The organism is Thalassobius sp. Cn5-15, assembly GCF_022347685.1.
Classification (GTDB): Bacteria; Pseudomonadota; Alphaproteobacteria; order Rhodobacterales; family Rhodobacteraceae; genus Thalassobius.
Genome location: NZ_JAKRGF010000001.1, coordinates 553,110 through 578,230 on the forward strand (window position 1 = coordinate 553,110; position 25,121 = coordinate 578,230).

The window sequence follows — 25,121 nt, forward strand, 5'->3', positions numbered from 1 at the left end:
GCCCAAATGGGCGGCGCACCTCTGATGCTTGTTCTATGCTGCAATGCACCGGAAAAGTCAAGGTTTCCGCTTCAATGAGCGCTCTTTTGCGGCCTTGGCCTTCTCCGCTGTTTCAAGGAACTGCTCGGCCGTTGTCATGCGTTCAGCTTGAATTGCATCATGCTCCTGCCAATAGGCTGCAAATGCACTTGGGTCTTCTATTAGGCCATTGTACTGATCCAAGAATTTCTTGCGCTCCTGCTGCACGCGACGGTTCAGCTTGGTGTTTGCCGATATAAATTGCCGCACCGGGCTATCCAGCTTAGCGGTGAAGATGTTGAATTTGACGGACTTCTCACCTGGCACAACGGCTTGTTTTGCGCCTGAAAGCAGCGCGCTTTTAATCAGCTTTCGGTTCAGCTGACCGCGTTCATCAATGGCCCCGCCAAGATAGGCAAGATCGCGATTTTCGCGCAGGTATGTTTGAAGATCAGGCGGGATACCCTTTTTCAAAATTGCTTTCGCAAGAGCCTTTGGGTCTGTGCCGACTTTGTACCCCTGCCCGCTTTTCTCTGCATGCTTTGCCAAACTGCGGTAATAAAAATCCATCACACCTTCGACCTCATCAATGGTGTCATATGCGGCGCCAGTGATCGCGCTGACTTTTCGGTCAGCGGTATACGCATCAAGGATCGGAATATCAGAGGTTTTGATGGATTGACCCCCATAAAGGCGCGATGCCACCACGCCTGATTTTTCAAGCAAGGTGTAATAGCCGCCCAAATAGCCCCGTAGAACATGGTCCACCTGCTTGGGGTGCATATCCAGCTTGCCCTTCTCAATGTCTGAGCCGCCGGTCACAAGGTTTGCCTTTTGCGCGATAGGTCCAGCCACCCATGATTGCGATGGCTGGGACTGGTGGGACATGGGGCCGCGATCCTCATCACCGAAGTGGATCTTTCCACCGAAAAAAGCGTTCTGGTTGAAGTAGGCTTGCGCGACCGGATCAGCAGCATCAGGCACAGCGGCAGACCAATGGAGCATGTTGCCCATAGGGGACCACGACGAACCCATTTCGCTGACCATGCTGCCGAACATGTCGGCGCCACTCATCTTACCGCGGATCAGCCCCGCCGACATGACGCGGCCGAAGTTGATGAACGTCGAGAAGCCATAGGGCAGCGACACCTTATTGAACCCCTCGCCAGTGAACGAAGGAAGGATCAGGTTGCGCTGTTTTTCGTATTCCGGCAGGCTGTCATATTCCTCGTCGTCCTGCAGGCCGGCCCCCATAAGATCAGACAGCATGCCAGTCGCGACAAGAGCCATGAGGTATCCGGCAGTGCGCTTTGTTCCCAATCTCTTCGGGAGTGTCAGGATAGCGTGTGCGCCTTGGATCGCCGCATTCACGAACATGAAGTAACTGGACAATTCCGAGGTCATTTCGCCGCGCCGGTTAAAGTTGACCGTCAGGTTTTTGGCCTCATTGGCCGCCGCCTCTTTGCTGTAGGTGGGGCGCCCTTTGTCGTCGGTAATTTCTCGCAGGCCACGATACAGCGCAAGGCGAGTTGCATTTTCAATAGCGCCCCCGAAATGCTCCATCATTTCCGGCATGAACATGAAGAAGTCTCGGCCACGGTTCATTACGACGTGATCGCTGGCATGACGACGCGCCATCTTTTCAATCTGCTTGCCTGTGCGGGTCAAGTCATTGAATTGCGCAAAGGCAGTTGGCCCACCCACCGCACGAAACTCCTGCGCCCATCGCGCCCATTCGCTGTTAGCATCCAGTACCTTGTTGCCATTCGCATCCTTGCGATAGATCGGCTTCTGGTAGGTCTTGAACATGGCCCGTGCCGCCGGCAGCGCGTTCTTTGCCACCTTCATGGTCAGCCCCTTGTGGCCAGGCATGCTGGCGTATTGGCGGGACATGATGAGCGCGGTCGCGATGTCGCGTGGAAGGTTTTTGCCGAATACAAAGATCGGGTTCCAGCGCGTCAGCACGCCAGACATCGCAGAGGTAATCGGTCGAAAGATCCGCGCCAGCAGCGTTAGTCGGGCAAAGTCCAGCTTGCCATAGGCCCGCGCCAGAGCTGGATCTTTCATCTTGATCAGCACCTCTTTGCCGCCGACCTTGATGAATACGTTGCTGGGGTTATTGCGATCAGACTGGCTATAGGTAGAGATCCAATCCACCGTGCCGGTATCGGGGTTGAAGGCCAGCTGAGGCTTTTTCTTCACCAGTGCCCAGTGATCAGACGGGTTGTTTTCAACCACATCCAACATCACCTGTCCGACTTCGTTTTTGTGGGCGCGGATAATCGCCTCATCCACCTGCGTCATGACGTTTGCAAGGATAGTATCCATGTCCGCAAGGTTTTTACGACCGCGCGCCTTGAGGGCCTCGGGGCCACGCACATTGAAGCCTTTGCCAGTGCTGTTTCCGCCGCCCATTTCCTCCAGATCATGACCGCCGGCCATTTCATCGAAACCTTTGAGCGGAACATAGTGCTTATAGGCCGACCAGCTGGCCGCATGTTCTTTGGAGATAAGGCCAGACGCCACACGCAGATCACGCATCTCCTTGTGCATTTCATCGACTAGCTGGCCGATTTCCTGCAGGGCTTTCATCTGGTCGGGGGTGTTTTGCTGCATTTCCGCGTCGATTTCAGCAATCATTTCGGCCGACAGACCAGATCCGTTTTCATGCCCGAACCGTTTTTTGATTTCACGGTCCCGTTCGTCTGCATGTCGGCGCATAAGGAACGCACCAACTGCGCGTTGAGACAATTTGTTTTTGCCTATCAGTGCAGCAATCGGCTCCTTGAACCGAACCTCAATGTCCTCCATTGCGGCGCCCGCCTTGCTGTCAAACAACCCCATGTTTTGATAGACACGGTTGTCACCGACACCCTCCCCGATATCCTTCCAGCGCAAGAAGGCATCCTGAAAGAAACGGCGCAAATTGAACACCCAGCCGTGACGCATGCCGGTATCCATCGCGCCACGATAGAAGCGGTTCAGTGCGCCCGCGATGGCGTGATCATACCCGCCATATGCGCCGGTTGTCCGACGCGCCTTGTCAACGGCCACTTGGTAATCGCTACGTTGTCGCTGCCCGATGTGCCCGCTATCCACCCCATCAAATACGCTTTCTGCGCGGGACATATTACTATCAAGTAAAGCATGAGCAATGCCGTGGAAGAATTTGTAAATCTTCTTAAAAACACCCTCATTTGGGTGGCGGCGCTTGGCTGCCGCCCATTCCGCAAAGGCTTCGGCAATAGCCTCCTCGTTCCGCGCGTCTTCGCTCAGATCGGGATAGCGTTCATCAATGCTGTAGCGGTCGCGCCATTTGGGGGCCACCTTCTCCAGCGCCTTCCATTCGGCGTCAGTGAATAGGCCAAGGTTGCGCAGCGCGTGGATCGCCTCGTGGTTAAGCGTATCCATGCCACCATAGGCCGCGTTCAGTAGGATGCGGCGCGTGTCCCCAAAGGACTGGAAGCGGCCCAGATCATCACGATCCACCCCTTCCAGCCAATCCAGCTTCACGTCTTTCAGGCCCAGATCATCAAGCCGCTGGCGGGCGGCGCCATGCAAGATCGGTACGTCATACCGGAAGTCAGCGCGCACATCACCGGATCGACGGAATTTCTCCGTGATCACATCCTTCATTTGACTGGCAGCGTCTTTGTCGTCAAACAGCCAGCCACGGCTTGCCTTGCTGTATTTGCCGCCCAGATCCTTTGCGTGATCATTCATCGCTTTCCAGATCGGACGCGGCGTGTAAGTCGTCAGCTTAACCGCGGTCTGGCTGCCGACCTCCTCCAGCTCAACCTTGGATTTCTTCACCTCGGCGGCCGCAGCTGGAGTCACGTCGTTGTCAGGTTCAGGCTCCTTGGGGATCAGGCGCGACGGGATCTTGTGATGTTTGATTTCATCAAAGAAGTCCTTGATGTCCTTGACCTCCTTGAACCGATGTGCCGGCTTCGACATGCTCGACATGGCCGCGATGTTGTCGGCGTCTGTCTGCTTCTCCAGAACCAGAATGCGAGTTTTGACACTGGTGCCTGCGCGCTTGAACGTGATCGCGGGCAAATCAAGGGAGGCAATAACCCCGATATTCTTGAACTGATCGCTGTCGATCATGGCCGCCATGCGCTTATCAGCTGCCGGACCAGCTGGAACCAGCGCTACAACACGTCCGCCATTGCGCAGGTGCCCCAGTGCCTTCTCTACATGCTCATAGGCCAGCTTCCCGCCGCTACCAAAGGGCGGGTTCATGACAATGGCGTCATACTTCACCCCGATGTGCAGATCCTCAAAGGTATGTTCGCGGTGACGCGCCCCTGGCGTATACATCATGGCCTTGGTCATGAGTGACTGGGACGGCTCAATGATAGTCCTGTCTGTATTCTCCGGCATCCAGCGGGCAATGGCGCCATGCCCTGCGCTTGGCTCCAGAACGCGCTCTGCGCCCTTGATGTCGGCCCACTCCACCATCTTGAGGCCCAGAGGCTCCGGCGTGGCAAAGTAGTCCTTACCGGCCCGCTGGTCGCGCTTGCCGCTTTCTTTCTGGTTGCTGAAATAGAAGCTGGTGGCGCGGTCCCACGGCGTCAATTCCGCCGCGCGGTCCTTCTGCTTGCCGCCCTTGCCTTCGCCCTGCCGTGGATCACGCGCAGAGGTGGACACAAAGCTGTCGATGATGCTTTCTCGCAGCCCGCGCGCCTTGTTGCCCATCGCCAGCGCCTCTGCAATATCGGCGCGCTCCGCCATGCGCTGCGCAAACATGCGCTCCTCAAACAGCGTCTGAGTGTTGTAGTAGCGGAAGATCGCGTCAGATGCCTGACCTACACGGAACGCGCGCCCTTCCTGTTGAACAGCCTGTGTTGGTCGCACGGGTAGGCCAAGGTTATGGATCGCACGCTGGTGTACCCCAGTCGTGTCATGACCGGACCAACCGTCCTTGCCGCTCTCTGCCTGCGTGACAACCACGTCAACGCCTGAGTTGTCCATCTGGAACAGGTTATGCGCTTCAAGGCTGGCCTTTTTGCTGACCGTCTTTCCTTGGCGGTTGATGCCGGAACCAATCGGCATAGCCTTGGGAAATGCCTCAAAGATCTGCTCACGCGCAGGTCGCAGCCCAGAGAAATCCAGCTGTCCAACCCAAGGGTGTTCCGTCAGAAAGTCGCCCCAAAGCGATCGCAGTGCGTCAGGATCTCCGTCCCATTGCTGAATGGCCTCGTTAATATCAAACGGGTTCAGACCGCCGCCCACCTGCCGATCATGGAAAAAGATAACTTTGCGCCCCAACGCAATGTCTTTCTTAGCTTTTTCGATAGCCTGAGGTGCCTTGATTGCTTCCAGAAGCTGCACCTGCTTGTGGTACGTGAACACCTTTTTGAAAGCGTCGTTGAGCGGGCGATAATCCTTATTGTCCCACATCAACTGAAAGCCCTCGTCAATCTTGTTGCCGATGCCTCCATCCACAGCAATGAACATGCGCTCATAGTCGTGATCCACATCAAGCACATTGCCATCAACGGAACCTTGATCGCGCAGCCACTCGTGGAAGGTTCGGGCCATAAGGTTCTGGTCTACATCAGCTTCTGGCGCCGTCAGCTTGTTGTACCGCATGCGGTATCCAAAGTGCTGGATCATGAAGGCGTCCCGACCGTCAGGCGCGTTGTAACCGCTGCTGTCCTCAATGGTCGGATAGTCGAACAGGAACCCCTCAGCGAAATCCACCGTCTTAACCGTGGCGAAGGGCGTGGCCGATGCCATGAATACCTTGGGGCGCTCCATCTTGGTGTAGCGCGCCAACAGGGCTTCACGCTGCTTCCTGATCCGGTCATTCAGTAGATCAGACTCTTTCTCCAGTCGTTCAGCCGCAGCGTAATCGTCGGCTGCATTCGCCTTGGCGATCTGCTTTTTAAGCTCGGTCGCCTTTTTAATCTGCTCATGCAATTCCATATCTGCGCGGCGGTTAAGGTGGCGCGGATGTAGAGCTATACCGCGGAAATCGTGGGTCCGCGTGGAGGGCTTGCCGTCCATGCTTTCCATGACGTGATTGATCTCATCCCCAACGATCAGATCCCACTCAACCTTACCCAGCTCCTTGTTCAGCCCCAGCTGTCCATTGATGGTCGTGATCACCACACCATCGCCCGCGTCCTTGCCGTCCTTCAATACGCTGTGCGGCACATCCAAAACATCAAGTGCCTCGCTTACAGTCTTGATCGGATTGGTTTTTGTGAGGATCAGAATGCGCCCCTTGCCAGCGGCATGGAAGCGTTTCACCACACCGCCCAGAATGAAGGATTTACCCGTGCCAGTGCCGGAAGTCGTCAGATAGCCTTCGCCCTGCGGCTTACCTTCGTCGGGATTGAAATACCGCTTTTCTGCCTGCAGAACCTCCTTACGCTGCGACGGGAACAGCGCTGGCAGCATCGCATCAATGCTGTCAGCGTCACCCCATTTGGGCGTCAGCTTGGCCTCATTTGCAGCTTTCTGCTTCTGGGAGGGGCTTAGGTCAGGCTTTCGCGGAGAGGCTTGTTCAGCAGCGTCAGCAACGCCTTCATCCGGTCGTGGCCCAAACGATATTCCGCCTCGGCCAGCTTCCCCGCTTCCGTCAGCGTCAGGATTTCGGGAAACACCGCCGCCGGTATCATCCCCGCGCTGACCGCCTTCTGAATTGCGATCCGCTCGTGCAGAAGGGGCGCCGTTGTTAGAAACGCGCGGGCCACTATCGGCTCCACCCCGTTCTGCTCCAGCTGATCCGTCAGTTGATCCACCTTCTCGTCCAGCGCCGTCGCGTCCAGCGGGAAGATCTCCTTGCCCCACGCTGTTTCCGGCCCCTGCTGGGCCACCGCGTTCCACTGATCCGCCGTTCCGAAATTCATTGTCGAAATCCTTCATGATTGCACGGACGGCGCTCGGATCGTCCATATCCGACACGTCAAGGCCCGCGTCCTCGATCATGTCGCGGGCGCCGTTGTACCATGCCCGCGCGTATTTCTTCAATGCCTCCGGCTCTGCGTCGATGTCAGAGGCGATAGCCTTCACCAGATCCACAAAGCGACGTGTACCGGCCTCAATGTGAAATGCCGCCAACTCGACGCCGATTGACAGCATTTCGGGATCGAAGCCGCTGTTAATCTGGTTCTTGAGTTTGTCTTTCAGGCGCTTGCGCAGTTCATCTGCGCGATCCTGAGAAACCAGTGTGTTTCCAGCGCCATAGTCGCTCTTGACCGGCTCTTGATTTTTATTTCCGCTTTTTTGACTTTCAGAGGTATTTTCCGACTTTTCCTCATTAATACCAGATACTTGCTTTTTTGCTTCTTTCTTGATCCCGTCTTGATCGGAAGGTGGAGTAATACCATCCAGCCAGTCCAAAATCTTGTTGGCCTGTCTTACATCCATCTTGGAATGGTGGCCGCCTTTATTCTGGCTCACCTTCTCCGCAGCGTCACGGATACTGGATGCGCCAGCGTCGAAAGCCTCCCGCTCAGTTTCGTAGCCGCCACGGAACGGATCGACATGACCACTACTGCCGAAATGAACGCCGCTTCGCACCATGAACCCGCCATCGGGGTTCGGTCCAACGGACAGCTCTCCGGCGGGCATGCCTTCCTTCTGGCGACCCGGCAAACGCTCATCTAGTGTTGCGTTCTCTGAGGCATGATCGCGGCGGGCTTTGTCCGCCACTGCATCGTCTGCGCGCTTCTGGCGTTCGGCCTCCGTATTGTCTTTTGACGGCGGCGCGTCAAACAGATCGCCACGGTTAGTAGGATCGCCAAACAAGCCATCGTCCTGCATGGCGTTGTCACCGCCACGCATGGGCTTGTCCTGCTGGGCCTGCGCTCGATCCTTATCCGTGACCGGCGCAACGCCTGGGATCAGCTGCTGCTGGCCTGCTTCGGTTTGCTCGGTGATAGGCTTTCCAGCATTGCGTCCATTACCTCCGCTGCTTCCTGTGCTTTCGCCTTCTGCTCCGGTGTTGCCTTGGGGTCGGCCAGCACGTTCTGCGCCTTCATCCAGATCTTGCGCGCTCGCAGCAGCTTCTGGGCTTTTGTCATTGGTGCTTTCTTCATAAGCCGCGATGTCCTCGTCCAAGAATGGGATAAAATCAGATGGTCCAGATGCCTGAATATCCTCGATCACACCGAAAGCGTCAAATAGTGCCTCATCCACATCTCCGCCGTTGTCCTGCAGGTTGGAGATCACCTCGGATACAGTGCGGGTGCGGATCTTGCCGCCCATGTTTGTCCCGACCAGACGGTCATGCACGGCGTCCTCAATAGTCTTGCGGCGTTCTGCGTCCGTACTGATGTCTTCATTGCGATCAGGGATGATAAATACGGGCGACTGATACATGCCGTCGTCGGGGCCAGTTTCACCGCGCAAGGCTTCTTCTGGCCCCGCTAGAGCTTGCTCATAAGCCTCATTATACACATCCGCCCGATCCTGCAGCTGTTGCTGCTGCGTGTTGTTGACAGGGAACCCCGCCGCCTCGTCTGACAGGCGGTCGATGAACCACTGGCGGTTCACATAGTTTCCAGTGTCGTCAGCCTCAGCATGTGGATAGTCGCCCACCCATTCCTCATGCGGTAGGTTGTCCAGATCCTTGGCGCCGCCTTTGCGGAAAAGCCCCGGTGCGGTCTTGCTGGTGATGCCGCGGGCTTTCAGTTCCGCCGCGATCTGCCCGCTGGGATCAATGCCGATCTTTTTCATGCGATCAGTGAACGGCTTTTTCTGGGGCGCTTTCTTCGGCTTCTCAATCCCGATAGCTTTCAGGCGCTCAACCGCTTCTGCCTCGGCCGCTTCGGGGTCGATCTCCGGCGCTGGCTCTGCCTTCGGCGGCGTTGCCTCATCCACGGCCTTGATCGTGCCGTCGGGCATACGCTGAACCTGCATCATTTCTCCGGTCTTGACGTTCTGAACGTCAAGGATCTCGCCCTGCCCCTGATCCGGCTCTGCTGCGGGCGTCTCTGGCGCTGCGTCGGGCTGCACGGGGGCGTCAGGGGTTGGCTGTGACTCTGGGGGCGCGGCCGGCGTTGTTTCGGCTTCTGGCGCGGGCTGTGTCTCGCCGTTTCCTCGCAACGAGCCAGCGGCACCAAGGCCACCACCAAGAACAGCTCCTACAGCTGCACTTTCCAGTGCACCCTCTGTCCAGCCACGCTCTGGGTCATAGAGGCCGCTAGCCACCATGTTGTTAGCGACCTGTGCCAGATATTCCTGTGCCGCTTCCTCACCTGCAGATCCGGCGATGTGCGCAGCACGTTTATAGACAGTGTTCGTCGCCTTCTTGCGCAATCCACTGGGTAGAAGTTTCAAGGCGCGGGTGATCGGGACAATCTCGGCGCTGCCGATGATCCCGCCCCAGCGCGCGGCCTGCAGCGCAACATCATCGTCGGCGCCCGCTTCTTTGGCCTCTTTGTAAAGCTGCTGCGCGTTCATGGACGCACCCATTGCGGCGCCGCCTACACCCATCGTTGGAACACCGGCCGCCACCATAGCGGCCATGTTGCCGCCGCCATGTGCAACCTGCGACCAGAAACCTGTGTCGCGCGGATCTGGGGTGCCGAAGGCTTCGGCCGACTTGTCGCGCACCTTATCGCCAGCCTTGAACAGATCGGTTTCCTCTGCGGGAACAACCTCGGCCTGCGCCATTTCATTCATGCGCGCAATGCCTTGAGCGATCTCATTGCGGCGCTGCAGAATGAAGGCACGGGCATCTGGCGCCAAAGACGGATCGGCCAGTGCCTGATCCATTTCAGCGACCATTTGCATCTGACGCTCTGCCACATGGCCCGCACGGTCACGGCGGGACAGCTGACCACCATATGCGGAAATAGCAAGGGCTTCGGGCAAGGACGCAACGCCTTCGGTCGCGCCCTGTGCAAACTGTTGACCGCGGCGCCTTGCAAGCGGACCCAGCCCCTCGCCAACGAACGGATCTGCCTCTGGCGCCGGTGTCTCTGCTGGATTGGCATAGGTGATTTCGCCAGTGTGCGGATCGACGCTGACGATTTCGCGGCCCTCCTGATCACGGATGCCGGTCGTAGATTGCACCGGCCCCGCCGGCTCTGCCGCCATAAGCGCCTCAGACAAGCCGGATGGAGAGCGAGGAGGGTCCGGTTTCATGGGCGCTTGATTGGGAAGAACGGGCGGGGTGCCGGTTCCCATCGGCGCGCCCAGACCGGGGGCAGCGCGAGAAATCGGGCTATCCACGCCTGGGAGGGCTACCTTGGGTTCGTGCTGGCCTAGGCTTGCGACAGCCTGACCTTGTGGGTTGATACCCTGCGCCAAAGCGTCAAGGGCTGGCCGGCCTGCAAAACTACCGGCTTCGGTGGAACTGTAGCCAATGCGGCCGTAGAAATCGGCCTTGTCCAGCTGGGGGTAAAACTTGGAATGCAGCGCATCGGCCAAGTCTCCATCGGACATGTCTTTATACTGCGGGTACTTAGCCCGCACTTCTGCAATTGTGATATTTGCCATGATTTAGTCCAGAATGCCTAGCGGGTCTGCTGCGGTGCCGTTTTTGGGTAGGCTTCCACCGTTGCGCGGGAGAGGCGTGGTCTCTGAGGGTGGCGCCTCCCCATCAAGAGACAGAGGCTCCTCTAGCTCATGACGATGCAGCGCGGTGAAATACTGATCCCAAGTAATGTGGTTGCCGTGGTAGAGCGCATCCAAATGCTCTTTTCTCTTGTCGAAAACGCTGGGCTTGTACTTCTTTTCGGGACCGGCAAGATATTGTTGAGCTTGGTTCAGTTGGGACTTCAACGCATCAAGACCCGCCTGTTCTTCTGGGGAAATCGTACCGTCTGCAAGTGCAGCCGCAAGGCTGTTGTTCATCTGATTTTTGATGCCAGAAATTGCCCCGTTGCCGCCAGCACCACCGCCGCGGCCGACGCGCGGCGGCTTGGGCTTCGCCCCCGCCAAGATCATGCTCTGGATCTGGCTATTCTCCAAAAACTCAGCACCCGGCACCGCCTTGCCCGACTGACGCAGAAAGTCGATCATTTGCTGACGCTCCTGCCTCTCCTTGTCGTCGGCCATTTGCCCACGGATGCGCTGTGCCGCCATATTCGACGGGTTGTTGGGGCTGGCACCATAGGACTGCGCCAGATACCCCAGCGCCTCTGCAATGCGCGCACGGTTTTCCGGTTTGCGCATGCGATCCATGAATGAATTACCCTCGCCCATTTTGGTGCCGGTTGCGTTGATCGCGTCCCCAAGATTGGGGCCAGAGTTTTTGGGCTTGGTTCGGGGGGACATCGAAGGGGATGATACCCCGCCGCCCGAAAGCGAACCGCCGGTGTGCGACAGCGCGTCTGCAAGCGATGCGCCACGCTGAGCGCCTTTGCTCATAGTGTCAGCACTGCGGCGCTCCTTCTCCGCGCCCATGCGCCCAGAAAATATACCCAATGCCTCAGCAAGTCCGCTCATCAGTGGATCTCCCCGTAATTTACAGCCAACAGCCCATCGGGGCGCTCCACAACAGCCTCTGGGAACTTATCCTGCGCCTCTTGGGCCATAACGCCCATCTGCATGGTGCTGTCGCCTTTGTATCGGTAGACGTAGACGGGTAGGCCACCATCGGTTTTCCCAACGCGGCGAATGTCTGTTTTGGCGCGACGGTCGGATAGCGCAGCGCCAGCAATCCCAAACAGATTGCCGAACATTGCGTTGCGACCAGCCTGACGCGCATTGGCTTGCGCCATTTGAGCATCGTAATTGCTCTGCATCATACCGGCCACGTCGATGTTGCTGGGTGATCCACCGCGAACCAATGGCGACGGAGAAAAGCGGCCAGAGGTCACGCCTGTGATTTCGTTGATCGCACTGTCACGCGCCTGTCGGCCAAGCCCAAAGCGCCGGCTCTGTTCTTGCCCTGCGTAATTGATGGCGTTTGCAGAAAGTCCGGTAAGCGCACGGTTCTGCGCATCCATGACCGGACGCATGCCGTCTTCGTAGGCGGCAGATCCAACAGGCAAGCCGCGGTTTTGCATACGCCCCATCATGCGCTCTTGATCGCGCCCGAAATGCTCCGTCAACAGGCCCACATTGGCGTCGAAATACTGTTGCGCGATACCGTTCTGATCTTCGATCTGAGGCACCCCGGGTAGCGCCCCGCCGCCCTCACCATCAAGTCCGTAGCTGCCGAGAACGGCGCTCTGCAACCCAAGGGTTCCGGCCTCGTTGCCTTCGCGCAACTGACGCTGGAACTCGGTTTCTTCGGTCTGCATCGCCTGTTGTTGATCGCGCCCTCCTCGACCCGCAACGAACTGCCCATCATCACCGACATGGCCGTAGACCACATTGCCGTTAGGGCCATAGCTATTCAGGCGGTTGTAGTGGCTTTGCGCTGCGGCCATGTCCCAAGGGCTAATTGGGTCTGGCATGCGAGGTGTTTTGCCCATTAGAGAAACCTACATTCAGCTTTGAGAAGGCCCAGTAGAACAACGTCGCCGTCGTCTGCGCCCTGCCGGATTATCCCCTCCTGAACAAAGCCAAGGCCACGGCACAGCCGTAGTGAACGATGATTGCTTTCGTCCACAGTGGCAGTGACCCGTTGACAGCCGAGGCTATTGAAGGGGTAGTGAAACAACGATTTAAGGATGCCCTTTCGGGACCAATTGGGGCTGTCAGCCGCAATACTCATGATCACGTTGCGGCCGTCGAACCCGTGGTAGACCGCGCCTGCGATCAATCCACTTCGATTTTTATCTAGCACACCAATGGCCGCGAAGGAACCCGCCCAAGGGGTTGCCGACAGTCTTTTTGCCACCCAATCCGCAACAACACGGTCGGCGCGCAGGACCAGCTGCCCGACTACAGCCGCGCTCTGGCCTGCTTCATCCGAACGGAACACTTCCGCCATTTGACCGCCCCTTCTCCGTTGTCGATGGTGATAGTCAGCTGCAACGTGTCGCCGCGACCGTTGATAGGCAGATTGTTTAACGCCGAGGGCGATGCAGGAATGATCGCCGTAGACATCGACATGGTGTCGTCCTGCCCATTGATGATGTTGGCCTCGATCATGATCTGCCTGTCACAACTGAACAGATTGTGGACCATAGAAACTGAAGCCTCTTGCTCCCGTGACATTCCCCCAAGCGCCGCAAACGCGGTGATGCTGCTGAGGTAATCCTTTTCTCCGGTCCAGAACTCCCCAATGGTTCCGCCCTTAGTGACGAAATACATCTTTCCATCGAAAGTAGCCCAGTCCACCGCGCCGATGCCGGTAAAGCGCACCCACACACCGGCCTCTAGGCACTTCACATATTGGTGGATCTCTCCGTCGCTACTCTCTTGATTGAGGATCAGCATTTTGCCGTGCGGATCTTGCAGCCCAACCCAAACCCCGTAGTTTCCTAAGTAAGCGCGATCCACATAAAGCGCATCCACCGGCTCAGAGAAGTTGCGTACCGCTGATAATTCAGCAGACCGGAACACACTCGACAGACTGATCACGCCTGATTTCGTTTGGATCAGAAGGTCTGAGCCATGCTTGAACGCAGCGCGGCGTGACGGGATTACATCCGGCAGCTTAAAGCGGCCGGTAAGGCGCCAGTCGCTTGCATCGCTTGGGTCGATCCCCTCGTAAGCGATCACCTCGCCCTTGCTGGTCATGATCACCAGCACGTCGTTTGAGCCATGTCCAGCGTCAACCGTCCACGACGCCATACTGACGATGTTGCCTGAAATACTGCCCAGCTGCGACAGTGGGAATAGGGTCATATTCCCGCGGATTGCGCCCGTTTCGCCATGCCAGAAATCGGCGCTGTCCTCAGCCCAGAAGAAACACCGTTCGTTGTGCGAAAGCACCCCGCTAATGCGCGTTGCCGTGGGGCCGCCTGTCCAGACTTCTTCTTGAAAGGTGGTGCCATTGTAGGAAAACAGCTTGCCGGCCGTCGCTACGACAAGGTGGTTTGAGATATGGGTATAGGATGCCTTGGCGCTGCCTAGACCATGAACAAAGATCCTCTGCCCAGTCAGTGCGTCGGTAATTATCCCCTGGCTACTGCACAGCAACTGCGACTTGCCGTTCAACTCGTATGGCATGAGCGTAGAGGCGATGTTTGACGCACACTGCCCGACCTTCTGCCAGCCTTTACGGATAGTCACCTCGTTATTGCGGCCGATGAACCAGTTATCCAGCAGTGAGGCGGTGCCAGCGGGCAGCGAGTATTCCCAACCGGCCGCGTCCATTCCGTTGACGGGAAGAATTGCAGGAGTGTCTTGCTGGCGGGGGCGCCCCGCTATCTCTGGGATGATGCGCCTCATGTTTTTATCCACCAGTAAATGCCCACATACGGGGGTGTTATGTCGATAGGATCGCCGCCGCCAGCATTGCCCACGGTGACGCCAGATTGTGCGTTGTTGATAGTAATGCCGGTCTGCGCGGGTCCGGTTGTCGCGGGCGCTGGCGCCGATACCGGCTGCCCGACGCCCACTGCCGCCTCTGCAGTCTGCACCACCCCAGTTTCAGTGTGGGTGTGTCCTGCATCTGTGACCGTGTGTGTGTGCCCTGCGTCATTGACGGGGTGATCGTGCGGGGGCAGCTGCGCAACGGAAAGCGAGACACTGGCCGCGCCGCCGGTGCTGAGTGCGGCATAGGCGCCGCCAGCCCCCATAGGAACGCGGTTACGGAAGTCAGGCAGGGTATTCCCGCCCAGCAATGCGGACAATTCAGGATTGGCCGCTGCATCAAATGTGCTGCCATCACACAGCAGCCAACCCGCGTCTGGCGTAGGGTTCACAGTCGGCTTGAGATCCCCGACATTCACGGCTGTGACATAGGGCGACACGATGTAGTCAAGGATGGACTGCAAGGCGTTGGCAATGCCAGTTTTGGCGTCATAAGGGCGAGTGCGGCGACGGTTTTCTGTGACAGTGGTGTTGATGGTGGGTTGAGGCATTATCCAAGCACCACTGTGTTGCTTTCATAGTAGCCCGCCAGACCGCTACTATCGCGACTACCAAACCGGATAGACGGCGCGGCCGCCTCCTGCGATTTGCGCTTGGCAAACTCCTCGTCTGCCTCCTGCTTTTCTTCCGCATAGGGTTCGCCAAATTCGCGCAGGATGCGCCATTTCAGTTCCAGCTTGAGGACGAAATCATCGAACACACTGCGGAAATCGTCACTGGTGCAGAAGCCACGGAAATAGCCGTTGATGTCCACCCACGGAAAGCCGCTGACATACTCGAAATCAAACACCATCTGATCGCTTGGCGTGGGATAGATGAAGATCCGGTCTGCGCCGATGCGGAAACGATCCACAAACGGGCTGTAGTTGCCGGATTTCAGATAGCGCCATTCCTCAGCCGTAGCATTGCCATGCACACGGTCATATTGGTGACTCTGCGTGTAAAAGGTGTTGGAACGAATGCGGTCCATATCGGGGGGAAACGGAACGCTTTCGTCGCCCGCGGGCACAGTGAATTGCGCGGTGCGCCACTGGCTCTGCCACACGGTTTCACGGTTCAGAAACTGTGCAGCGTCGTGAATAACGCCTTTCAGACGCCGCGTGGTTTCGTCAGTCGGGGCGGCAATCGCTGCAGTGCCAAAGATGGCGGGCAACGCCGAAACAGATGCAGAGGCCGACGCCTCGTTGACGATTTCCAGAATGCTGCGGCTGAAAGGCATAGTGTTACTCAGCCTCCAGAATGGCTTTGTTCAGTTCCAGCGGCTCAAGCTCACCATCATCGAAGGTGTCCAAACCCTGATTTTGCTGCACGTCAGCTGCGGCCGCCGCGTTGCTGGGGTCCAAGCCGTTGGCTTCCAGCAGCATGCGATCCAGCGACGGGTCGGATGCCGGTTCGCTCAAGGGCGCCTGCAGGCCAGATGTCAGGGGGTTGCGGCTACCCGACACGTTGGCGGCGATTTCAGCGACACGGCTCTGGTTCTCAACCGTGGTCTGCAGCGCCTCGTTGTCGCGCGTCAGTGCGTCGATCTGCGACTGCATTTCGCGCAGCTTTTCAGCCATCTGCATTGCGTCGGCGTTGCCTTGGCTGATCTGCAGCCAGTCGATTGCCTTCTGGCGCAACTTGCCGCCGCCCATGCCCAAATCCATCAACTGACCATCAGACAGATTTGCCAGCTGTTCGACGGTCAGGATATTCATCAGCTTGAGGGTTTCGGCGGTCGCGCGGTCGATGCTGGGCCATTCGGTCAACGCCGTGCCATCAGGAACCTGTGCGTTCTGCGTCTTGAACGCGCGGTATTGCGGCGCATATGCTTTCTGATCTTCCGGCAACACCTTGCGGCGAATGCTTTGGTTGTTGCTGCCAGCGAACAATAGCAGAACCATTTCCACGTTCTTGTGGATGATGCGGCCCTGTCGGCGGCTGGCGTTGCCGTCAATTTCGGTGCCCATGTAAAACTGCGGGATCACGCCAACCGCTTGGGTCGGTACGCCTGCGTTGCTGCCCAAGAAGGCAGTGCCAGCTTCGGGTGCCTCAAAGTTTTGGCGAAGGGTGTTCATGTCATGCTCTCCAATAAAAGCCCCACCGGCGCGAACCGGAGGGGCTGGTTGATTTCTTGCGATGTGTCGGGGGTTAGCCCTTCACATACACCTCACCGAAGCCAATGCCGTAGGACGGCAGGTTGTCGGGAACCGAAACGGTGTCGGGCACGGTTGCGGTGTCCGACATTGCCACGGCGCCCAGATCCACGGCGCCAGCGGCCATGCCCAGACCCAGATTGCCGGGGGCGTTTTTCAATTCCGTACCGTTGGTGACGCCTGCATCCAGACGCGCGATGGTACGGCCTTCGATGATAATCCAGCCATACAGATCCTTGGTCAGATTGTTGCGCTGGGGATCAACCGAAGCGGTGCAGACGCCGATACGGACGCCGGCATTTGCCCCATCCAGACGGGTAGTGGTGAAGTCGTCACCGTTCAGCGCCAGAAAGTCGCCATACTTTGCGTCAGTCGGCAGTTTCACCAGCATGGCGCGGGCGGAACTGTTGCGGAAGGTGCAGTCGATGATCTGACCCGCGGAGGCCAGATAGCGTTCGTTGATGAAGTCATCCGCATCATGGACGCGGTTCATTGCCGGCAGGCCAGCAACCGTTTCGACGGGATGAAACTTCTCAGTGATCGGGGTGGCAGTCATGATACTGTCCTCTGATTTGAGATTACGATGAGGCGGGGCCGAAGCCCCTACCCCTTAGCTGACGATCCGGCCCTGCAAGATCCGGTTGCTGATGCACATGTTCCCCGCCCAGGTGATCAGCTGAGTTTCAGCGTCCTGATTGATGGAACCGCGCTTATCCAGCGGGGTGAAGTCCCGATCTTTGTGGGTGCAGAAGTAGATGTAGTCGGTGTTCAGGAAGTACATGCCCGGAGGCGCGTATCCCCAGAGGCCGCCGTCGAACATCACATCCGCACCCATGAATTTCAGGCTTTCAAAACCTGCTTGGGCGGTGCCATTTGCAGAGGTGATCCGCTGGATCTGCTGCAGGCTTTCCCAATAATAGGAGTAGTAGGTGTTGTCGCAGACGATCAGGTCGGTGCGATCCGAACCACGGGTGGTGTTCAGATACATCGAGTTCATTGCGGACTGGATGCGGTTCTGACCGGGGGTCACACCGTTTGCCGCAAACGAATACACACCGTTACGCCAGAAGTCCCACACGTTCGCGTCGATGCCGCCTACGTTGTTGAGCGGGTTGTCGGGCACCAGCAGCTGCAAGCCGCCGATCTGCTTGCCACCATCGGCCGTGCCATCCGAATAAATATCGGACGCAATGGCGTTTGTCATGGACTTGATCGCATTGTCGATCCGGCGGCCCCACTGGTTGTAGCGCGCGCTGTCCCCACTGTTGATCAGTCCTTCCAGACCGGACATGGTGACGGCAACAGCCATCTGACGCCACGGGAAGGTCACGGCGGTGAACACTTCGGACGGGCTGATGTCCAGTTGTTGATAGCCAGAGTACCGCTTTACGGTCTGGTTTTCGGCGTATTCGATGTCAAGCTGGATCTCACGGCCACCGTCTTCCTTCATCATGTTGCCCTTGGATTTCAGGCGACGAAGCAGCGCAGCGTGACTGGTCACGTTGTCGTAGATCTTTTTTTTCAGCTTGTTCAGGGTCATTACGGTAGCTTCACCGTAGTTGACGTTTGGCGCAGACATGGCCGTTCTCCTAAACGAGAGTTATCAGCGACCGCCTTGCGCGAAATGCTCAAAGATTTCGGCAGAGGACATGTCGTCAAAATTTGGTGCTGTCGGGGCTGCCGGCTCAGATGAGGCAACGGAGGATGCCGTCTGTGCGCGCGCTGCTGCTTTGCGGGCTGCCTCAAACTCATCGCCCTGCGCTGCAGGGAGGGACGGCGGGGCTTCCGCGATAAGGCTCCGGCCGAGGCAGGCTTTCCGATACAATTCAGAAAGGTCATCGCCCGGATAAACATTCGCAAGTGCTGCCATGTCCTGACGGACCATGTTGAAATGCGGATGTTTCAGAACGCCATTTTCCATAGCATTCTGAAATTCTTGTACCTGCGCAAGGGCTGGATTGTCAACTTGATTAGCCGTATTGGCGAATGACATTTGCTGTTGCGGCTGTTGTGGCGCCGGCTGAGGGGTCGCTTGGGGCTGCTGTGCGGGTGCTGGCGCCTGAGGTGCCGCGGGCGCGTCAACGCCCCAGAAATCATCTGGTTCGTCGCTCTTGGTCTTGCCGCCCAGCCGCTCAATCAGCTTGGTCTTGTCAATATTCAAGTTGTCCAAGATAAAATCGACATAGCCATCAGGGTTATTTGACGCCATTTGATCCAGATCGGTCAGGCGCTTGATGTAGGTGAACGGCGTTGCTCCCATCTGGCGCAGCTGATCCATGTGCGGTTTAAACATGTCCTGCAACGGTTGATAATCGCGGCGCAGATCCGCAATATCCATCGTCTTTTTCTGAAAACCGCGCTCCATATCGGCTTCACGCCGCTTGATGAAATCCACCACTGGCGCCTGCGCCTCAGCGGGCAGCTTTGCCAGCGCCTCGCGCTCCTCGTTATTGAGCGATTTCAGCCCTGCCAGAAGATCATTCTCAGTATTGGCCGGCGTATCTTCGGGTTGCTGCCCCTTATCGGGGTCTGCGGCGGGCGCTTCCTCGGTCTGAGCCGGCGTTTCGGGCGCTTCCTGCGCTGGAACCTCTGCGTCGGGCGCAGGGGTTTCTGCTGGCACCGGATCTGCCGCTTTGGCGGGGGCTGGCTCATTGCCAGCGGCCAGTTCAGCCGCGCTTTCTTCCATCAACTTGGTGGCTTCTTCTGCCATCGACATCTGCGGCTCGTTGTTGCTCTCTGCTTGGGTGTCCATTGTTTCGCTCTCCATAAAAAAAGCGCCCCAAAAGGGCGCGTCATTCATTCAAAAAGGCGCGAACGCCTTATCGGTTCAATTCTGCCACTGACTGCTCAAAGGCGTTCTTTACGTCTTCGGTCGTCACAACCGGCTTGTCCTCGATCACCGGCTGTTCAGGCTTGGCATCCACGATCTCCAGACCATCGCGTTTCAGGTGCTGGTAGTAGGCGGATTTGCTGTCATAAGTCTGGCCGTCGCCTTGGGAGACAATCGGGTCCATTTGGTCGCGGACCAGACGCGGGGCGCCAATTGAACGCGACCGCTTGTCATAGCTGCCACGGGCTTTGCGCGCAGGCGGCGCAGGCACCGGATTGGCGAAGATGCGGCCGAACTTATCTGGATCACACAAGCGGCTCATTGCGGCACCACCATTGCGTTCAGTTGGTTGTCGTGCACGCCGGTGTTGGGGGTTAAGCGATACTCGAAACCCTCCAGCTCAAAACCGTGCGCTGATTTCGCCACGGCGCTCTCGTGCATGATCAGAACTTGACGCCCATCGGGCAGAAAACCACGGTCACGGCCACGCGCCTGCAGGTTGTTGTTCTGCTCCAAGTCACGGCGGGCGCCGTCAATATCAGCTGTTACCACCAGATACAGGGGCATTGCTTCTCTCCTTTTGCTGTTGAGCCTGTGTTGCCATCTGCTCACGTTGGATGTTGATGTCTGCGGCCTTCTCATGGGCGCGCAGCCCTCGCTCCTTGCCGCCCTCCACGGCGCGGATCTGCTCAGCGGCCACCTGCGCAGCGCGTTCTTTGTCGCCCTCTGCTGCTTGGAATTGGTGGTCGCGCGCTTGCTTCAATAGGTCGATCTGACCTTTCAGCTGCTCCAACTGCATCTTCATTTCTGCATCGCTTGGGCCTTGATCCGGCTGCTGCGGTGGCTGCATGTCCTCCAGAACCTGTTCCAGATCCCGCGCTTGGCTAAAGCCGCGGACTGAGAACATGATGATCTCCTTCGCCATATCGAAGGTCATAGCCCCACCGGCGACCACCGCGTTCATGGCCTGCATCAGCTGGACAAAGGCCGTCAGGAACTCAATGCGCTGCTGCTTATCGGCCTGACGGTCCACCTCAATGGTGTCTTCTGTCTCAATACGGATCGCGAAGGATCGGCGGTAATCGTCGCGCAACAGCTGCACCACGTCCTCCCACGTCGGGTCATTCGACATGCGCTGTGCGGCAGCCTGATCCCCAGCCAAAGCCAGACGGGTGATTTCCGCCTGCTTCCGCATCTGATTTTCGGCCATTTCCACACCGGAGATAGCGGCTAAAATATGCGCCTCGAAATGCTCTGCGACCAACTCGCCCATGATCCCGCAAGCCTCTGCGATCATCTGGGCGATGAGGCGCTTGCGTTCATCCAGACGCAGGGTGGCAAACTGGCCCTTGATCCGCTGTGCCGTCGCGGTTTCTGCTGCGTCAGACGCGCCGCGCACCACATCCGAAATACCGGACACCTCATACAGATCCTGCTTTGCGACATCACGGCTCTGCTGCAGCTGGTGCAGCGTTTCCACCATTTCACGGATCGGCGCCCATTCGATGTGGTTGCGCAGGCCGCGCCCCTCCATCATCGACATCCAGTTGTCGATGGGCACCAGTGTGCCGTCCTCTTGGGTCAGGATTTTCGATAGCTTTTCGTGGTGTTGACCTGCAAAAGCACCAACTGCGCGGATCTTGTCCGAAAGCGAATAGATCCGGTTTGTCAGTCGGTTCACCTCGGCCGCCTGATCCTCATACAGCGTGTATTCGGGCACCGGCGTTGCGTCTGTGGATGTCTCGATCACTTGGATTGGCTTGGGGCACGGAAAGAAATTCTCCAACCCGTATGGGTCGTCTTTCTCGTCCAGTGGCCCCATAGTGTAGCCGTCAGTGATCCAGATCACCTTGCGCTCTTCGCGATCCCAGATTTCCCAAACATCCACTTCTTGAAACATCTGGGCGGCTGGGTTGTTCTCATTTTCTGTCTGCGACAGGCGGCTTTGGTTCAAGGAAACCACCTCGCCCTTCTTGCCAAACCGTGCCACCAGCTTTTTGCGGTTCATCCGCGACCGGAACGCAACCCAGCGCTTCTTGCGCCAAACGCCCTCTGGACTGCAGAGAAAATCGTTCCACGCGACATGCTCAAGGCGCACGGTCTGGCTCTTGATGCTGGGCGGCACCGGCTGGGGCGGCTCCTGCCCGCTTAGAATGGCGCTGTAGATCTCCTGTTCGGTAGGCTGGCGCCCCTCATCAACCTTCGCCCGATAGATCACCTTGAGGACGCCCCGACCAGTGATCAAATAGTCGTCGCGGCATGCCTTCACATGACCCTCTGCGTCGTGTTTGTCGGCCATGAATGCAATGCCGCGCTCCAGTACAGTCGAAGCCATGAGCGATACGGCGTCACGCTGTTTCCAGCGGCGCTCCACGGCTGGGTTCGGCATCTTCTGGAACAACGCCGGCTGCAGCGTGGACACATTCGACCAGAACAGGTTCATTTGGTTGCGGCCGCGCTGCTTCTTCTCACCACGGTAACGCTTCACCAGATCAGCGGACTGATTGAACCATTGCGAATGCGCGCGCTTCGCCAGTTCAATCTCTGTTATCCAGTATTTGTGCGTGCTGGCGGCGTCGGTGCCATAGGCATCCTCACGGGTATCAATGCCGGTTTCGCCCGTCGTGACGGCTACGTTCATCTATCCAGATCCTTTTGGGGTGCCTGCCAGCCTTCGGGGGTGCCGAGAGGCGGCGCAATCATAGTTCCGCTTTCGACATGCCCCGCCCGCGGTGCGCGGGGTTTGTCTTGCGGCCGCTTGATGATGATCGGACGGCTCATGCAAGCGTACCGAACCTCGTCCGCGCAATGGTCTTCCATGTCTGTGTTCAGATCCTCCGGCCGGTCCTCATCGTGGATAAGCGCGGGGATTGTGCGGATCGCATGGATATTGTTCTGAAACAAATACAACATCGGGCGCTTCTGCCCGTCGCTGCACATCTGGCCGTTAAGCCTCGCCCGCATCTGATCCCAGCCGCCAGATGGGTTCTGGCCCGTGCCGACACGCGCGTTATTCGCCTTTTTCAGCGACTTGATGCCCTTTCCGCCCTCGTTATAGAGGGTTTCGGCGGGCGGCGGGCCGCTCTGACTGCCCCACATCGCGGGGTCGCACACGGTATAGGCAAACTGTTCGCCCTTGGATCGGGCCAAGATGCCGTCGCGGACCTCCTCCACATCGAGGCGCACACCTTTGTCGTCCTCAAATTTGCCATGCTCATCTGTCTTGATCCCGTACCACTCCCGATACCGGATCAAAGCACCGCGCGGGAACGCGCCGTATCTGCCGTCAGCGATAGCGTACCAGCCCACAGAGAATGGCTTTGCATAGCCCCAGTCCATCGCACGAAAGCGCGTCCATTCCGCCGGAATGCGGAACGGCTTGATCACATGCGTATCTTCATCCCAGCGGTCGAAGAATGCGCCGTCGATCACGTTCCAGTCGCCATCCCGCATAGCCTTCACCAGCGCGTCAGACCCCAAACCAGACAGACGATCCATGTAATTCGGGTCGGCCTTTAACAGTTCCTTGTTGTCGTCCAGACGCGCCGGAATGTACTGGCGCATCATGCCGCCCTCTGACGGGGCCGTGCGGTAGATACGCAGAGGCTCTTGCCCGTCGATGAAGGTCTTCTTCACGAACAAATGCCCGACGTTGCCGGGGTTCGATCCGCACAATATGCGAGGGAAACGCCCCTCGTATTTCTTGGGCAACTTGATGTTTGTCATGCGAACACGGTTGCGTAGGAAGCGGTAGATTTTATCCGTGAACAGCGTCAACTCATCAATCAACAGGACATGTATTTCAGCGCCCTGATATTTGAAGCGGTGCTTTTCCTGCTGACAGTGACACAGGTGGATCTTGCTGCCGTTCCAAAACCGGATTTCCGTTTCGATGATCTCGACCTTGCCGCGCTCGACCCACGGATGCAGCAGGTTTCGGTATCCGGTCGGACCCTCTACGTGGTTCTTCACCAGATCATCGAAGATACGGCGGAACAGATAGATTTGCAGACCTGGGATTTCCATTGCCCAAGCGATTGAGGCCACGCGCATCAGGTGGCTTTTCCCGCCACCAGCGGCCCCCCCATACAAAATCTCTGTTGCCTTTGAATTGAATGCTTGGATTTGCTTTGGTTGTAAGCCCAAGGCAACGGTCTGCATCCTACTCGTCTTCCTCGTCGTCTTGCGTGGCGGCCGCCAGATCCTCGCGATTTTGCAGATCCTCCAGCTCAGCCTGAATGTCGCCGTTCTCGCTGTTGAACAGGGTCAGCACCGGCACATCATCGTCGCCATCACCGCCGGTTTTGTTTCCCTGCAGTGCTGGGTGGGTCAGCGCCAGTTTATTCAGCGCAGCCAGCTTGTCGTGCATCTCAATCGCAAGGCCATACTTGGTCTGCTTGATGCTCTTGATCGACGCCGAAACCTTGGGCGACAACTCGTCGCTGTCGATCAGCTGAAGGTGCGAAACCATCTGTTGATTGCCTGCGTCGTCCACAATCGGCATGCCCTCATCATCCAGTAATTCCTTGGTTTCCCAAGTCGCCACATCGGTGATTTTGGCAAAGGCGATTGCCTCAAACTCATGACGGACACGGCTTTCGCTTGCCATCGACCGCTGGGACAGCAACTCGTTGATACGCGGCTTGACGCCTTTCCGGCGCATCATGTTTTCATGGCGTCGCCCCACGCCGCCGTTGGCATCAAAGAACTCACCCGCGACATTGCTGAAAGCGTGGATATATGCCTTTTTGGCATCCAGCATTTGAGCGTAGGCTTGGCAAAACGCCTCTGCCATCGTGTCGGGGTGCTTACCCATCTGCATCCTCCGCAGGGTGCCCCAGAGCGCCGTCGCGCCCTTCACGGAATGCTTGGCTGATTTCGACCTTGCGCAATCGCTCGTCGTGATCGTGAGACACACGCTTCAATTCCAGAATATCCTCGTGGATAGACTTGAAACCGCGCTCCACGATTTCACGGACGCTGGCGATGTCTGTCTTGATGCCCTTCACAGCGATAGCCACGCCGACGCCCCCGACAATGGCGGTCCCCGCCAGATATGGCAAAAGCTGATCTGTCATTTCTTGGAAGGTCATGCGCGTTCAAACCTCAAATTTCCGGCGTTCACGCGGACAAAATAGTTCGCGCTTGGTGCGGTCGGGGCGCCTACCCCCAGAGTGACCATGTTGCCTGCGGGGATAACCACATCCGCCAGCGTTGGTCCGCCAATGTCGGAGGTGGTTGTGGTGACACTGGTGCGCTGCTTGGACGGGTTCTGATAATCGCGCAGCCCGAAGCCGGTTGAGCATTCATTCAGAAGGAACCCCTGAAACGCCTCGTTGTTGCTGTTGAATGAAAAGCTAGTGTGCCAGATCATCCAGCCCCACGCCTCTGCCAGCCCGTTGGAATTGTCGTGGATTGCATCAACGCCGGTCAGCTTCACATCAAACGGGAAGATCCAGCCCCCCAGAGAGTTTGTCATTCCCGCGCCTATTGCCAGGTTGTTCAGCGCAGTCACGTCGCCCAAGTCGGCCGTCTGGCTCTGATCGTTGGGGCCAAGCACCCCCACACCGTTGACCTCGTTAGGGTCCAGCAAATACTGGCCCGTGAAGTCGCGCAGGTAAGGCGCATGCTGGTTCAGCATGGCCTTAACTGTCTCGGTGTAATAAGTACCGCTATCCCCATCCCCAACTACGCCATTGCGGTTCAGAGATAGGCGATCCTCAAGCTGCCAAGGCATTTAT

General features: G+C 57.7%; 18 protein-coding genes. All 18 read right to left on the reverse strand.

Features of this window, described 5'->3' with window-relative positions; all coding sequences use genetic code 11:
- Positions 1 to 57 precede the first annotated feature (57 nt).
- The 18 genes from MHM86_RS02785 to MHM86_RS02870 all read right to left on the reverse strand — a co-directional run bounded on the left by MHM86_RS02785 (position 58) and on the right by MHM86_RS02870 (position 25,117).
- Positions 58 to 10,479: an LPD38 domain-containing protein gene (locus MHM86_RS02785; protein WP_239195481.1), complete on the reverse strand. Its 10,422-nt coding sequence runs from the start codon at positions 10,477 to 10,479 to the stop codon at positions 58 to 60.
- 3 nt (positions 10,480 to 10,482) lie between these two features.
- Positions 10,483 to 11,430 carry a hypothetical protein gene (locus MHM86_RS02790; RefSeq protein WP_239195482.1) on the reverse strand — a complete coding sequence of 316 codons (948 nt, stop codon included), beginning with the start codon at positions 11,428 to 11,430 and terminating at the stop codon, positions 10,483 to 10,485.
- Positions 11,430 to 12,386, reverse strand: a complete 957-nt coding sequence (locus tag MHM86_RS02795; protein WP_239195484.1) for a tail fiber domain-containing protein — start codon at positions 12,384 to 12,386, stop codon at positions 11,430 to 11,432. The genes MHM86_RS02790 and MHM86_RS02795 overlap by 1 nt, the downstream gene beginning before the upstream one ends.
- Positions 12,387 to 12,403: 17 nt before the next feature.
- A complete protein-coding gene (locus tag MHM86_RS02800) occupies positions 12,404 to 12,865 on the reverse strand; it encodes a GNAT family N-acetyltransferase (protein ID WP_239195485.1) in 462 nt (153 codons plus the stop codon).
- Entirely contained in the window at positions 12,817 to 14,271 is a 1,455-nt protein-coding gene (locus tag MHM86_RS02805) for a hypothetical protein (RefSeq protein ID WP_239195486.1), read from the reverse strand. Before MHM86_RS02805 ends, MHM86_RS02800 begins: the two co-directional genes overlap by 49 nt.
- Positions 14,268 to 14,906 (reverse strand): phage tail protein, encoded by a 639-nt coding sequence (locus tag MHM86_RS02810; RefSeq protein WP_239195487.1) that lies wholly within the window; start codon positions 14,904 to 14,906, stop codon positions 14,268 to 14,270. The genes MHM86_RS02805 and MHM86_RS02810 overlap by 4 nt, the downstream gene beginning before the upstream one ends.
- On the reverse strand, positions 14,906 to 15,634 hold the full coding sequence (locus MHM86_RS02815; RefSeq protein ID WP_239195489.1) for a hypothetical protein: 729 nt from the start codon (positions 15,632 to 15,634) through the stop codon (positions 14,906 to 14,908). Before MHM86_RS02815 ends, MHM86_RS02810 begins: the two co-directional genes overlap by 1 nt.
- 4 nt (positions 15,635 to 15,638) lie before the next feature.
- A complete protein-coding gene (locus MHM86_RS02820; RefSeq protein ID WP_239195491.1) occupies positions 15,639 to 16,472 on the reverse strand; it encodes a hypothetical protein in 834 nt (277 codons plus the stop codon).
- Positions 16,473 to 16,545: 73 nt separating this feature from the next.
- Entirely contained in the window at positions 16,546 to 17,106 is a 561-nt protein-coding gene (locus MHM86_RS02825; protein ID WP_239195493.1) for a hypothetical protein, read from the reverse strand.
- A gap of 54 nt (positions 17,107 to 17,160) precedes the next feature.
- On the reverse strand, positions 17,161 to 18,129 hold the full coding sequence (locus MHM86_RS02830) for a phage major capsid protein (RefSeq protein WP_239195494.1): 969 nt from the start codon (positions 18,127 to 18,129) through the stop codon (positions 17,161 to 17,163).
- A 24-nt stretch (positions 18,130 to 18,153) separates the two neighbouring features.
- The gene (locus MHM86_RS02835) at positions 18,154 to 19,317 is read right to left on the reverse strand and encodes a hypothetical protein (RefSeq protein ID WP_239195495.1); all 1,164 of its coding nucleotides are present in this window, start codon (positions 19,315 to 19,317) and stop codon (positions 18,154 to 18,156) included.
- A gap of 52 nt (positions 19,318 to 19,369) precedes the next feature.
- On the reverse strand, positions 19,370 to 19,702 hold the full coding sequence (locus MHM86_RS02840) for a hypothetical protein (RefSeq protein WP_239195497.1): 333 nt from the start codon (positions 19,700 to 19,702) through the stop codon (positions 19,370 to 19,372).
- Positions 19,699 to 19,947, reverse strand: coding sequence for a hypothetical protein (locus tag MHM86_RS02845; RefSeq protein WP_239195499.1), 249 nt, complete (start codon positions 19,945 to 19,947; stop codon positions 19,699 to 19,701). The genes MHM86_RS02840 and MHM86_RS02845 overlap by 4 nt, the downstream gene beginning before the upstream one ends.
- Positions 19,919 to 22,021, reverse strand: coding sequence for a hypothetical protein (locus MHM86_RS02850; RefSeq protein ID WP_239195500.1), 2,103 nt, complete (start codon positions 22,019 to 22,021; stop codon positions 19,919 to 19,921). The genes MHM86_RS02845 and MHM86_RS02850 overlap by 29 nt, the downstream gene beginning before the upstream one ends.
- Positions 22,018 to 23,433: a hypothetical protein gene (locus MHM86_RS02855; RefSeq protein WP_239195501.1), complete on the reverse strand. Its 1,416-nt coding sequence runs from the start codon at positions 23,431 to 23,433 to the stop codon at positions 22,018 to 22,020. Before MHM86_RS02855 ends, MHM86_RS02850 begins: the two co-directional genes overlap by 4 nt.
- A gap of 109 nt (positions 23,434 to 23,542) precedes the next feature.
- Positions 23,543 to 24,196 carry a terminase small subunit gene (locus MHM86_RS02860; RefSeq protein WP_239195502.1) on the reverse strand — a complete coding sequence of 218 codons (654 nt, stop codon included), beginning with the start codon at positions 24,194 to 24,196 and terminating at the stop codon, positions 23,543 to 23,545.
- Positions 24,189 to 24,473 (reverse strand): hypothetical protein, encoded by a 285-nt coding sequence (locus MHM86_RS02865; RefSeq protein WP_239195503.1) that lies wholly within the window; start codon positions 24,471 to 24,473, stop codon positions 24,189 to 24,191. Before MHM86_RS02865 ends, MHM86_RS02860 begins: the two co-directional genes overlap by 8 nt.
- On the reverse strand, positions 24,470 to 25,117 hold the full coding sequence (locus MHM86_RS02870) for a hypothetical protein (protein ID WP_239195505.1): 648 nt from the start codon (positions 25,115 to 25,117) through the stop codon (positions 24,470 to 24,472). Before MHM86_RS02870 ends, MHM86_RS02865 begins: the two co-directional genes overlap by 4 nt.
- Between the last annotated feature and the right edge of the window lie 4 nt (positions 25,118 to 25,121).